We start from the raw sequence: 12,597 nt of genomic DNA, 5'->3' as shown, positions 1-12,597 counted from the left end.
TATAGATTTCTGCCAGTTCGCGCGCTTAAACTGGCAAAAAAGCTACACCGTAATAACCGTGCCGGTCTCCCCTTTGATTCCGGCCGCAGCGCACTCAAGCGAAGTGATGAGAGCGCGACCACCCTCGAATTTCTCTAGGTAGTCAATACATGCTTCCACTTTTGGCAACATGCTTCCAGGTGCAAAATGCCCCTGCTTTATAAACTCACGAGCTTCAGAAATTGTCATTTCAGAAATTTCTTCTTGCTCCGGTGTTCCAAAATTAATGCAGACCTTCTCAACAGCAGTAAGAATCACCAGCATGTCAGCTTTAAACTCTGCCGCCATGCAAGCACTTGAGCGATCTTTGTCGATAACAGCAGGAACCCCGTGATAACCACCATCCTGTTCAATGACTGGGACACCGCCGCCGCCACCAGCAACAACAATGTAACCATCGTCTACCAGGTCTTTCACTGCATCAAGCTCGACAATCCTAATGGGGACAGGGCTAGCGACAACCTGTCTCCATCCGCGTCCTGCGTCTTCCTTAAAAGTGAGACCAGTCTCTTCCGCTTTCGCTTTTGCGTCTTCTTCTGTCATGAAAGCGCCAACAGGTTTTGTAGGATCGTTGAATGCAGGATCTTCTTTATCAACAAGCGTTTGTGTGACCACACAAGCAGAAGAGCGTTTGATGTCTCTCTCGCGCAATTCATTTAAGATTGCTTGCGACAAGTGATAACCAATGTAGCCCTGGCTCATTGCTCCGCACTCAGGAAAAGGAATCTCAGGAGTTTTGCCATCGTTGGCGCTTGCATAGGCAAATGCGTTGTTGATCATTCCGACTTGTGGGCCATTGCCGTGAGAAACGACGATATCGACATCATCAGCAACCATGTCCACAATGTGCGTCGCTGTGTTTTTCACTAGCTCAAGCTGTTCAGCCGGGGTGTTTCCAAGCGCATTCCCGCCAAGGGCGATTACTACTGTTTTACAGTTTGTTTGCTTTTCGTAAGCCATAACGCAGCTCCCCCTTTAGGCTATTTCAAAGTTGCATACATCACAGCTTTGATGGTGTGCATGCGATTTTCCGCCTCCTCAAACACTTTTGACTGAGGAGATTCGAACACTTCGTCAGTTACTTCCATTTCAGTTACGCCAAATTTCTCAGCAATGTCAGCACCAATTGTTGTGTTTGTGTCGTGGAACGATGGCAAGCAATGCAAGAAAATTGCGTCTTTGTCGGCCATTTCCATAACCTCTTTCGTTACGCGGAAAGGCTCAAGGTCTTTGATGCGGGTCTCCCAAACTTCATCTGGCTCACCCATTGAGACCCAAACGTCGGTGTAAATGCAGTGAGCACCAGTGACAGCCTTCTCTACATCAGAGGTGACAGTGATTGTGCATCCATTTTCCTCAGCAATCGGAGTGCAGGCATCAATCACATCTTGTCCTGGTGCATTTGCCTCTGGGCAACATGCTACAAAATTTAGACCAAGCTTAGAACAAATCACCATCAATGAACGGGCAACGTTATTAGCAGCATCGCCCATGAACACAAGTGTCTTGCCTTTGATGTCATAGTTAAATGCTTCCTGCATAGTCATGATGTCTGCAAGCATTTGTGTTGGGTGCCACTCTGTTGTGAGACCATTCCAAACTGGAACACCTGCATTCTCGGCAAGTTCTTCTACATCGGTTTGAGCAAAACCTCTGAATTCAATGCCGTCATAAAAACGACCAAGAACGCGTGCAGTGTCTTCAATCGATTCCTTTTTACCCATTTGAGATGAACCTGGATCGAGATAGGTCACGCCCATTCCCAAATCCATTGCGCCTACCTCAAATGAGCAACGTGTTCTGGTAGAAGTCTTCTGAAAAAGAAGAACAATATTTTTTCCTTCAAGATAACGATGAGGCGTGCCGGTTAGCTTCAAATTCTTTAGCTCGCGAGATAAATCGAGTAAATAATTGATTTCGTCAGTAGTAAAGTCGAGTAACTTCAAAAAATGACGTCCGCTTAGTGATACTGGCATACATAAATCCTTTCTCTAATATCAACAACTAAAACCATTAAGACCTGCATGCAACTGGCCTGATTTCCAAAATCATGTGGCACTCAAAATGGTGCCAACCATAACGTGTAACAGTTCTTTAGCGGTGCCGTGTAAAAGGTACCAACCATGAGTGGAAAGGTGCCTTCCCCCGCAAGAGCTGCCCACTAACCCATCGCACAAAAGTGCCAACCTTAAATTTCTGACTTTTGTGCAATGGTGCCAACCATAAAATAATGGAGGCTAATCTTCACGCCATGCCGGCATCGACATGCAACGAGGACCTCCTCTGCCACGAGAAAGCTCCGCGGATGGAATCTGCACTACTTCAATTCCCTTTTCCTCCAAAATCGCGTTTGTAACATCGTTTCGTTCGTAAACAACAACTTTTCCAGGGGAAATACAGAGTGTGTTTGAACCGTCGTTCCACTGCTCTCGCTCGGCGACAATTCTGTTGCCACCTCCACACTTGATGAGCTCAACTTTGCAACCAACGTGCTTTTTCAGAATCTTTTTTAGCGACATTGTCTCTTCAGTGACACGAATACCTTTACCCTTCTTAGATAATTCATAAACTGTCAAAGGTGCCAAAATGCCAGGATGAACTACAAATTTGTCATAGTCAATCTGAGTAAAGACAGTGTCGAGATGCATCATCGATCGATTGTTTGGGATTTCAAAAGCAAGAATCGTATCTATTGGCGAATCTGACGCGAAAATATTTTCAGCAAGCAACTGAATTCCGTCAGCCTCGGTCCTCTGTGAAATGCCGACAGCAAGACAGGTTTCACTAATGTTTAAAATGTCGCCGCCCTCGATGCTGAAAGGATATTTCCTGTCGTAGTAACGAGGAACGTCCTTGTAGGTTGGATGATGCGAGAAAATGTAGTCACCATAAATAGTTTCGCGATTGCGGGTGGCTGAATACATGTGATTAATTGAAACGCCATTTCCAATCATCGCAAAATTGTCGCGCGTAAAGTAAAGATTTGGCATCGGTGGAACAATCAACGTCGACTTCTCAATAACGTAAGCTCTCAAAGAATGCGACAAATCGACGTCAAGCTCATCGATATTGACACCTTCCATAGTTTTTAACACAAACTCAAGGGTGTCCTTGAACTCTGAATTCATGTATTCAAAGATTGCATTTTTGTAATAATCGGAATGAACTCCAGCTTCTAAAACCCACGTCTCCAAAAAATTTGAGCGCAAATCCGGATTCTCGTCAAAGACATCTGCTACCAGTTTCTCGAGATAGAGCACCTCGACACCGTTGTCTTCGAGTGCTTTTGCAAACGCATCGTGTTCCTCTTGCGCGACTCGCAAAAAAGGAATGTCGTCAAACAACAATTCTTCTAATGTGTTTGGGGTTAGGTTTAAGAGTTCGTTTCCAGGCCTGTGCAAGATGACCTGCGACAGTGGCCTTACTTCGGATTTTACATTCACTCGAGGCATTGTGACCCTCCGCGTAAAAATGAATATTAAAATCCACCACCTGATAAATATATTACCCTAGAAAGTCTAAATTTTTCCTCGCTATTTAATAAATTTCGATTAGATCTCATCGCATCATTTTCTAAACGCGTATAAATATTGCATATAGTCGTATTACAGAAGAAATAAATTTTTTTCGGTAGTTGTGCTCAATTAAGAAATTGCAACACTCCCGAGCGATTTCATTTGGCAACAACCTAATTCGGAAGCACAAACGAAACTGAATTCTCCTCTATAAAAGCGAAGGCATAATGGCTGGCACCGCATGTCGCTCGTGCAAGTTATGGTTGGCACCCGTCTATAAGTTATGGTTGGCACCCGTCTATGCAGGGTTGGCACCTTTGTTCAATTGAGCTAATTGTTCAGTTGTGCTAGGGGTAATGCTCGTGAACGCTTGCAATCCGCCTATCTGCAACGGTTCTCAATTAAACGGGACGCAAAGTCATTAACTAGCGCTCTGCCTCCAGTTTCTGGGTCTCCTAAATTTGAAATGGATGTCCCAATTCCCTCGTCTGTTAAAAACTCAACAAGCATTACGTGCGGAATCTTCCCATTTAAAACGTGAACTGAATAAACCCCCTTGTCAAGAGCATGAATGCAACTCTGCAACTTTGGAATAGAGCCACCAGTCGTATTGCATTTATCAGCAAGCAAATTAATTGCCTCTTGCTTGTTCATGTTCGCAATGCGACTGTCGGAGTTATCCTTATTCTTGTAAAGACCATCCACATCGGAAATAAACACCAGTTTGTGAGCACCAATTGCCGAGGCAATGTGCCCAGCCGCCAAGCTCGCATTTACATTAAAAACACCATTGTCCTCGCCAATAGCAATCGCTGCAACTACAGGGATGTAGTTATCCTCAACTAAGCCAGAAATGAGACCCTCGTTGATCCGAGTAATTCTCCCAGTTTTTTTAAGGCGCGGGTCGCCAGGCTCAGCCACGATAACACCACCGTCAATTCCGCTAATGCCAACTGCAATGTTTCCGTGTTGATTCATCTCCCAAACGAGTTGCTGATTAATCTCTCCTGTCATCACCTCGCGAACAAAATCAAGGCTCTCCTCATGCGTAACGCGTTGCCCATCAATAAACTCAACAGGAAAATTCCTCTTTCGAAGTTGATCATTCATTGCACTGCCACCACCGTGAACAATCACTGGTTTAACACCAAGCATTTTGAGCATGAGAATGTCGGAAAGAACAGATCTTCTGAGTTCGCTGTCGACAAGGGCAGCACCGCCATATTTTATTACGACAGTTTTTCCTGTGATTTCTTTGATCCAGGGCATCGCCTCACTAAGAACTTCTCCAGTGAGAGCCGATTTGCCTTTCCGTTGAGTTGCGATTGCTAGCTTCATAAACTACCTCCAAAAAGCGAAAGCGGAAAAAGGAACGGATGCGTATATTTATGGCTGGCACCATTGAACATGCATTGATTTTTATGGTTGGCACCACTTATCATGTGTCTGCTGCGGTTGAACATGCGTCGAATTTTATGGATGGCACCATTGAACATGCGTCGAAAATCATGGCTGGCACCATTGAACACGCGACGAACTTTATGGCTGGCACCATTGAACAAAGTCAATACTTTGCCAAAACAAAAATCAAAGAAGGACGAATTGACATAAATGTTGGGGATGATTTCTAAAACTGACAAGGAATGCCAATGTTTAAAAAGAGCACGATAGGATAAGGCGGACATTTTCCCGCAACGAGTCCCACCACCATAGTTAAGGATTCGTCTGCTTGCCATTTGGTTTTCCTTTAAAAATCAAACGCCAACTAAAAGTATATATGTTTTGGTTTAATGTAGAAGCAGACCGAAAGGAGCACCACATGCAGAATTGTGATTTCATCTTCCGATCTAAAAAAGTCTTTACTTCTAAAAAACCATTGAAGCCGCAAGATCTGGCAATTGCCGTTAGGAACGCGCGAATACTAGCCGTCGATAAACCTGAGATTGTTTGCACACAATTCTCATCAAAAAATGGAACAGTTGACTTTGGCGATAGTTTTTTGTGCCCAGGCTTCCACGACGCGCATCTACATTTCTTCCACACAGCAATTGGAAATTCGCCATACATGCTTCGTTGTTTGGGGAAGTCGGAGGCTGACCTTGTAGAAAAAACTAAGGAATTTGCAAAAAATCTTCCACCTGATGCCTGGGTTGTCACTCAAGGGTGGCGTTATTACAGATGGACTCCTGCTAAATACCCATCGAAAGATTCTATTGACAAAGCTTTTCCAGACAGACCTTGCGTAATGTATTCAGGAGACGGACACACATTGTGGCTAAATACGTGCGCCATGAATCAACTAGGCCTCTTGCAAAACGGTGCCAGCCATAAAGAGATAAAGACAATCTCAAGGTCGCATAACGGTGCCAACGATAATTTTTCTCTGTGCAAAACGGTGCCAGCCATAAATGTTCAACCGACTAAAAAAGAGCTCCAAACCGGCATATTCCATGAAAAGAAAGCAATGAAACTCCTTCCATTCTGCCTTGAATGGTTAGGGGAAGAAAGAATCGCTGAGGCCTACGAGAATGAAATGAAAAGGATGTCCTCACTCGGAATCACATCCGTGTGCGACATGTCACTAATGCCGCATGAAGGAAGCGACTTCGTCCGTGACGACATTTTCGAGAGACTAAACAGAGAAGATAAAATGTGCCTTCGCGTTCACATGTTCCCAACGCTGCTCAAGAATAAATCAAGGTTGGCACAATTGCAAAAAAAAATCAAAGAATGCGATTTCTTATATGCGCCTGGATTTAAACAGTTTTTTGATGGGGTGTCTTCAGAACACACTGCATACTTAACTGAGCCCTACACTAACGCACGTTTCAAAGAGGATTGCGGCGAGCTTACTATTCCCCACAAAGAAATGCGCGACCTCGTTCTTTCTGCGGCATCAGACAAACAGGGAGTACGGATTCACACGATTGGAGATTGCGCAATCCACTTTGCTCTTGACATATTCGAAGAAGCAATAGAGAAATATGGTCCGCCAGAAACAGGCAAAAACACACTAGAGCATGTAGAAAACATCCTTGAAGAAGACATTTCTCGTTTGAAGGAATGTGAGGTCGTAGTCTCTTCTCAACCTTGCCACATAACACTAGATCCAGGCGGTCCTGAGAGGGATCTTGGTGAAATGCGGTGCAAACTAATGTGGCCTTTCAAAACTTTTGAAAAAGAGGGCATCACTCAAGCGTTCGGAAGCGATTCCCCGATTACGAAAGTGTCACCAATGGACATTCTCTACACAGCAGTCACAAGGAAGGACCCCTCAACACATCTCCCAGAAAAGGGTTGGCACCCTGAGCAAAACATCTCAATTGCAAAAGCTTTGCAATATTACACATTAGGAAGTGCAATCGCCGCAGCAAATGAAAGAAACCTAGGTAGCCTAGAACCAGGGAAATTTGCGGATTTCGTTGTCCTTCAAAATGATCTTTTAACTATCAAGGCTGAGAAAATTCAATCAAACAAAGTTCTTGCGACATATTTAGGTGGCAAATGTGTATATAGCGCGAAGAGTCTTTAGCAAGAGCCATATCAAAAAAGGAGACTAGAAGGCACAAATTTAACACTTTTAATTTGCTGTTAAATTATGGCTGGCACCATTGAACAGGCGCCGTTTCTCCCAATAATTTATGGCTGGCACCAATGTATGGCTGGCACCAATTACGGCAGGCACTATTTACATCACTTATCACTGAGTCTGCCTTGATTGTTTAATTGCGCAAGAAGAAAAAACAGCTAAATTGAAAGAATTATGGCTGGCACCTATTACGGCAGGCACTATTTAGAGCACTTATCACTGAGTCTTCCTTGATTGTTTAATTGCGCAAGAAGAAAAAGAACAGCTGAATTGAAAGAATTATGGCTGGCACCGTTAAACGAACGCCATTGAACAGATATCTTTGATCCCAATAATTTATGGCTGGCACCATTTGCAAGCATAGTTATCCTTACAATCTCGACAAAAAAGAGCAAAAAAATGCGGATGCGGATTTTCAATCCGCACCCGCGCTACCAAAAAAACGGCAGCCCTTGAGGGGGGTTATTTTGCTGGTGGGATGTACTGCAAAGTCAAATCTTTTTCAGAACACCACTCAGTCCAGGTTTTTCCCTTGAAATTAGTGTCTTTTGCATAGTTGTAGAACTGCTGCAAGAATATGCGACGCTCAGTCGAAGCCTTCATCTTATAGTGGGTTTTGCCAGTTTCGATGATTTCTGTACGAACATCAACAGGGCCGATGAGTCCCTGGCGAGCAGCAATATCATCAAAGCTCGCTACCTTGTAGTTCTTGTAAATGTCAGTCATCACCATGAAGTTAGTCGTGCGGCCTTCACCTGCATAGCAATGCATAAACAGCCACTCGTCATCGGCAACTCCAGCCATGAAATCAACAAACAAGTCAACTTCGTGATCATCAGGGCGGAAATGATTTGTGTCAGCAAAACGAACATATTTCACACCCTTGCTCTCGACAAGCTCCTGCTCTGTCATAATGGTGGGGTTCTCATACTTAAGTTTTGGCAAATCAGTTGCTGCACCCCAATTAACAGTCTGGAAGAATTCAAGAGTTCCCTCTTTCTTCAAACCATCAAGAAGGTCTTCTTCAATCTTTGTCACTTCCTCAGTAGGAGTGCTTTCATTAACGTAATTGTTAGAAATCCAATACATAAACACGTCGCCGTTAATCAAACCATGGCTCTCTCCGCGCAAGTCAAGAACTGTCAATTTATCAGGCGTCACACCCATGCCTTCGACCTGCTCAAGAATCCAATCGAACTGGTTGCTTGTAAAGTCAGCACCACCAATTGTCTGCAGAGTATCCATTCCAGCGCGGCTCACCTCGGTGTTGAGACCAAGCTCCCCAAGTCGTGCGACCTTTTCCTCAGGGAACTCATCTTTAGATGTTCTCCAATTATCATGAACAAAGTCGTCAGTTATTTCTTCATTAACATAATCGACTTTCCAAACAGCCTTTGAATACTCAGCTGGCGGAGTTGGATTAGCAAGTGGTTTTCCTGCCATGCTAGCATTTTCTTCAGAAGTACTCTCTTCAGGCGCAGTCTGCTGACAACCAGACAGAGTAAAGACTACAAGCAAGCATGCAAACGCCGCGAGCAGAAGCGAAAAAACACTTTTTCTTGTGGTGTTGTAACTATTCATCTATCCTCCTTAGTTCACCCTTTCGACATCTCCTTAATACTCAAGGGCTTTTAGGGGGGTTAACCTTTCTGCTAGGGGTCATCACGGGAAGCACTCTTAAGTAAAAAGGTCTATTAATAGGAAAACTTATTTTTTGAACAAATGCAGAAAAATTCAAGCAAAAATTTGATTTAAGTTAAAAACTTTCTATAAACGAAAGATTTTGAATAATCTTTCGACAGAAATTTATGGTTGGCACCATTGCGCTGGCACACTTGCATCATTAACAATCATGGCTGGCACCATTGTCAATCTTTCCGCCAGCTCAATGAAAAGAGCATCAAATTCCAAATATGGCTGGCACTCGTGAACAGACACTCGTGAACAGTTATCGATTATGGTTGACACCAGTGTCTATTGGCTCGGCCGATTAAGTGAAAAAAGCATCATGTTTCAACCAGGGTTGGCACCAATGCTCTACCAACAATCATGGCTGACACCAGCGAACAAACATTAAATAAAAGTATTTTAAAAATGCATGAAAACTCAATAAAAGTGCTTCTAAGCTCTTCTAATTCCAAATATGGCTGGCACTCGTGAACAGACACTCGTGAACAGTTATCGATTATGGTTGACACCAGTGTCAATTGGCTCGCCCGATTAAGTGAAAAAAGCATCCTGTTTCAACCAGGGTTGGCACCAATGCTCTACCAACAATCAAGGCTGACACCAGCGAACAAACATCAAATAAAAGTATTCCAAAAATGCATGAAAACTCAATAAAAGTGCTTCTAAGCTCTTCTGAATGTCTGGGATCTATGAAAACAAAGCGCGTCTCAATCAAAAAATCAAAACTTATGGTTGGCACCGTTGTTCCTGGCATCGTTGTTCCTGCACCATTGTTCCACCGCAAGTCTGGAGTGAAAAAGCAAGCTATTAAAAGGAAGAAGAGAGAACACACCGAACTAACAAGGTATTACTGGGTATTAGCAACCCAAAAAGTGGCCTTGCACACTTTTCGAAAACGTCAAAATGCGCGCACAACACTCATGGGAGTAATTTAAGGACACACTACCACTCGCACAACTGAACAGTTTTACCTTCAACAATCAACGAAAAGCAAACAAAGAGTACAAAAATTATGGAAGTCTTAATTATTAAGCACTTTTTAGCACTTCTAAAAATCTCATTTTTACCATGTGGTAACTAAAAAGTATTCTTTGAACTGGGGAAAGTCTGGAGCCAGCGACAGGAATCGAACCCGCAACCCACTGATTACAAATCAGTTGCTCTACCGTTGAGCCACGCTGGCATCCACCAACCTGCGAAACACACAGGAATTAAAATTTTAGAACATTTCAGTCATTTTTTCGCGTAAATTTTAAAAAAATAAATACTCACAAAAAGTCGACTGATATCTGAGCAGAAATCTCAAAAGAGATGAAGTAAACCGCTAAAACAGCGCTTTAACTGCAATAAGCTCAGACTATCGAAACACATTAAAATAATGGCAGGAACATGATTCACTTCCATAAAAGACTAAACAACTGTCGTCTTTACCACAAGCACTTAATGCTCCTTCTTCTCTCTCCATAATAGTTAATCGCGAAAGTTCAACAAGCAACCTATTTGGCGCCGTATTCTTCTAAATAGGACTGCATGCGTGCAGATGTCGCGTCATCGATTAGGACTTCACCATTAATTTCGCGATTATGCAAATATTGTGCAACCTCATGGATAGTTACAATTGCCGAAGTTTTCATGCTGTATAAAGAAGAAACCTGGGTGAGTGCCGTTTCCGTCGTATCTTTTCCGACCTCACAACGATTGAGCGAAACCTCGAGGCCAATAACGTCAACATCAGCAGCGGCTTTAACGATTGGATATGTCTCCTCGATAGATTTACCGGAAGTTGTGACGTCCTCAACAATGAGAACTCGATCGCCATCTTTCAAATTCGAACCAAGCAAAATGCCTGTGTCACCGTGATCTTTAACCTCTTTTCTATTGGAGCAGTATCTAACCTCTTTGCCATAGAGTTCATGAATTGCAATTGCTGTGACAACCGACAGCGGAATACCTTTATATGCAGGGCCAAAGACAACATCAAAGTCTAGACCGAAAGTGTCATTTATCGCATGAGCATAAAACTCTCCTAGCTGTTTTAGCTGCCTTCCAGTCGTGTATGCACCAGCATTCATAAAATACGGCGATTTACGACCGCTTTTAAGCGTAAACTCACCGAACTTCAGCGCGTTTGAATTGACCATAAATTCTATAAAATCTTTTTTATATTGCTCCATCTCAAACCTCCAATTTGACTTGTTTTAAATGAAGAAAACAACACTAAAACGCAGCTACCGTTATCACTCGGAAGTACTTAAGCCACATTACAAATCAGCCAGTAACAAAAAAGGTTTACTAATTCTCAGATTTAACTTTTTTTGCAATCCTGTCGGTAATAGACATGCTTTCGCGTCTGTCTCTTCCCCAAAAAGCAACTGCAATCATGCCTGGCCCGACGTGCGAGCCAATCACAGGGCCAACATTAGTTTGCACAATAAGCAGGGAATTGTTCTGCTTCAACAACAAATCTCGAAGCTTGTCTGATTCCTTAGGACAATCGGCATCGCCAATCACAACTGCTCCAGCACTAGTTAAATCTGGAATGCGTTTCTCGAAATAATCGGCGAGCTGGCGCACTCCCTTTTTCCGCCCTCGTGCTACTCCAACAAGTTTTAAGCCACCATCTGAATTTATAGTTAGAATTGGCTTGACGTCTAGCTTTGAACCTGCTATTGCAACAGAAGCAGGAATCCTCCCACCACGCTTTAGCGATTCCAAATCGTCTACCATGAACTGGGCATCTATAAAATACTTTGCCTCATTCGCCCATTTAACCATTTCAGTTGCAGTGAGCCCTGCATTCATTTGATTGATTGCTTCAATGACAAAGAGGCCCTCGGCGATTGAAGGCAACTTCGTGTCAACAACATAGAGCTCCACGCCCGGGTTCTGCTCGACAATTTGATCTCGCACCAAACTCGCTGTATTGAAAGTTCCAGAAAGTGCAGAGGTAAATCCCAAATAAACAGTCGGAACGCCAGACTCCACAGCCTTCTTGAATATGTTAATGAACGACTCGAAGGAAACTTGAGAAGTTGTCGGTGTTTTTCCCTTGCGAATTTTTTCGTAAAAGTCATGAGGAGTTTGCTCACAAAACATGTCATCCTCAAAAGATACGCCCTCAATTGCATAAGACAAACGCAAAAGGGTCACGCCATCAGCCTTAATATATTCCTGTGGAAGGTCGCACGCAGTATCAATAATCAAATTGCACTTTCTCATAAATAATCTCCTATCAAACATGACGCATTTAAATTTTCTCACACATTTTCCAGCATAGCTTCTCGCGCCAGCCCTTAAATTTATGGTTGGCACCACTTGAATTTTATGCCTGGCACCATTGCTCACAACCTGTAGCTACCTATGGTTGGCACCAGTTAACAGTCAAAAACTCTCATTTATGGCTGGCACGACTGTATAGAAGGTATAAATATGGCTGACACCATTGTGCTCGACAACATTGCACACGGTCTGAAGCTATTTGCAGTCATTTAAGGTTGGCACCTCTGTGCAGAAGTGTCCTATGGTTGGCACCAATAAATGGTCAAAAACGAACTCTCAGTAATGGTTGGCACAGTTTTATAGGTGGTAAAAACTTATGGCTGGCACCAGTTAAAAATGACACCAGTTAAAAATTTATGGCTGGCACCATTGTGCGCGAAAAATTTCTGATTGGCACCATTATGGCTGGCACCATTGTGTTGATGCGACTTATGCCTGGCACTACTTGATAGAAGGTACTACTTGATAGTAGCTGCTTATAAAAAA

At 43.2% G+C, this 12,597-nt stretch carries 10 protein-coding genes and 1 tRNA gene; 3 read left to right on the top strand and 8 right to left on the bottom strand.

From position 1 onward, the window contains the following. Positions 1–42: 42 nt before the first annotated feature. From arcC to argB, 4 genes are all read right to left on the bottom strand, one after another. Positions 43–999: a carbamate kinase gene (gene arcC / locus FXZ76_RS02575; RefSeq protein WP_079535631.1), complete on the bottom strand. Its 957-nt coding sequence runs from the start codon at positions 997–999 to the stop codon at positions 43–45. Between the two features lie 20 nt (positions 1,000–1,019). After that, entirely contained in the window at positions 1,020–2,015 is a 996-nt protein-coding gene (argF, locus tag FXZ76_RS02570; RefSeq protein ID WP_079535630.1) for an ornithine carbamoyltransferase, read from the bottom strand. Between the two features lie 261 nt (positions 2,016–2,276). Next, positions 2,277–3,491 (bottom strand): arginine deiminase, encoded by a 1,215-nt coding sequence (locus tag FXZ76_RS02565; RefSeq protein WP_079535629.1) that lies wholly within the window; start codon positions 3,489–3,491, stop codon positions 2,277–2,279. A gap of 444 nt (positions 3,492–3,935) precedes the next feature. Beyond that, positions 3,936–4,892, bottom strand: coding sequence for an acetylglutamate kinase (gene argB / locus FXZ76_RS02560; RefSeq protein WP_079535628.1), 957 nt, complete (start codon positions 4,890–4,892; stop codon positions 3,936–3,938). 50 nt (positions 4,893–4,942) lie between these two features. Between argB and FXZ76_RS02555 the strand changes: the two genes are divergently transcribed. Together FXZ76_RS02555 and FXZ76_RS02550 are read left to right on the top strand one after the other, a co-directional pair. Further along, entirely contained in the window at positions 4,943–5,185 is a 243-nt protein-coding gene (locus tag FXZ76_RS02555) for a hypothetical protein (protein WP_079535627.1), read from the top strand. A gap of 188 nt (positions 5,186–5,373) precedes the next feature. Continuing rightward, positions 5,374–7,086 (top strand): amidohydrolase, encoded by a 1,713-nt coding sequence (locus FXZ76_RS02550; protein WP_079535626.1) that lies wholly within the window; start codon positions 5,374–5,376, stop codon positions 7,084–7,086. Between the two features lie 519 nt (positions 7,087–7,605). Here the strand turns inward: FXZ76_RS02550 and FXZ76_RS02545 are convergent. Beyond that, positions 7,606–8,724 carry a protein-tyrosine phosphatase family protein gene (locus FXZ76_RS02545; RefSeq protein ID WP_079535625.1) on the bottom strand — a complete coding sequence of 373 codons (1,119 nt, stop codon included), beginning with the start codon at positions 8,722–8,724 and terminating at the stop codon, positions 7,606–7,608. 797 nt (positions 8,725–9,521) lie between these two features. On the opposite strand from FXZ76_RS02545, the gene FXZ76_RS02540 reads away from it, so the two are divergent. Next, the gene (locus FXZ76_RS02540; RefSeq protein WP_147571517.1) at positions 9,522–9,767 is read left to right on the top strand and encodes a hypothetical protein; all 246 of its coding nucleotides are present in this window, start codon (positions 9,522–9,524) and stop codon (positions 9,765–9,767) included. Positions 9,768–9,940: 173 nt separating this feature from the next. Here FXZ76_RS02540 and FXZ76_RS02535 read toward each other — a convergent pair. The 3 genes from FXZ76_RS02535 to FXZ76_RS02525 form a co-directional block, all read right to left on the bottom strand. Continuing rightward, positions 9,941–10,015 (bottom strand) — tRNA-Thr (locus FXZ76_RS02535). A 313-nt stretch (positions 10,016–10,328) separates the two neighbouring features. Further along, positions 10,329–11,006: an orotate phosphoribosyltransferase gene (gene pyrE, locus FXZ76_RS02530; protein ID WP_079535623.1), complete on the bottom strand. Its 678-nt coding sequence runs from the start codon at positions 11,004–11,006 to the stop codon at positions 10,329–10,331. Between the two features lie 118 nt (positions 11,007–11,124). After that, positions 11,125–12,051 carry a DegV family protein gene (locus FXZ76_RS02525; protein ID WP_079535622.1) on the bottom strand — a complete coding sequence of 309 codons (927 nt, stop codon included), beginning with the start codon at positions 12,049–12,051 and terminating at the stop codon, positions 11,125–11,127. Between the last annotated feature and the right edge of the window lie 546 nt (positions 12,052–12,597).

This window comes from Phoenicibacter congonensis, assembly GCF_902386915.1.
Lineage (GTDB): Bacteria > Actinomycetota > Coriobacteriia > Coriobacteriales > Eggerthellaceae > Phoenicibacter > Phoenicibacter congonensis.
The sequence above is the reverse complement of the archived record's forward strand: the minus strand, read 5'-3'. Positions and strand labels throughout refer to the sequence as shown.

Excerpts from the sequence above, each read along its gene's own strand:
- argB (WP_079535628.1), bottom strand. The coding sequence starts at position 4,892 with ATGAAGCTAGCAATCGCAACTCAACGGAAAGGCAAATCGGCTCTCACT.
- FXZ76_RS02525 (WP_079535622.1), bottom strand. The coding sequence starts at position 12,051 with ATGAGAAAGTGCAATTTGATTATTGATACTGCGTGCGACCTTCCACAG.
- argF (WP_079535630.1), bottom strand. The coding sequence starts at position 2,015 with ATGCCAGTATCACTAAGCGGACGTCATTTTTTGAAGTTACTCGACTTT.
- arcC (WP_079535631.1), bottom strand. The coding sequence starts at position 999 with ATGGCTTACGAAAAGCAAACAAACTGTAAAACAGTAGTAATCGCCCTT.
- FXZ76_RS02545 (WP_079535625.1), bottom strand. The coding sequence starts at position 8,724 with ATGAATAGTTACAACACCACAAGAAAAAGTGTTTTTTCGCTTCTGCTC.
- pyrE (WP_079535623.1), bottom strand. The coding sequence starts at position 11,006 with ATGGAGCAATATAAAAAAGATTTTATAGAATTTATGGTCAATTCAAAC.
- FXZ76_RS02550 (WP_079535626.1), top strand. The coding sequence starts at position 5,374 with ATGCAGAATTGTGATTTCATCTTCCGATCTAAAAAAGTCTTTACTTCT.
- FXZ76_RS02540 (WP_147571517.1), top strand. The coding sequence starts at position 9,522 with ATGAAAACAAAGCGCGTCTCAATCAAAAAATCAAAACTTATGGTTGGC.
- FXZ76_RS02565 (WP_079535629.1), bottom strand. The coding sequence starts at position 3,491 with ATGCCTCGAGTGAATGTAAAATCCGAAGTAAGGCCACTGTCGCAGGTC.
- FXZ76_RS02555 (WP_079535627.1), top strand. The coding sequence starts at position 4,943 with ATGGCTGGCACCATTGAACATGCATTGATTTTTATGGTTGGCACCACT.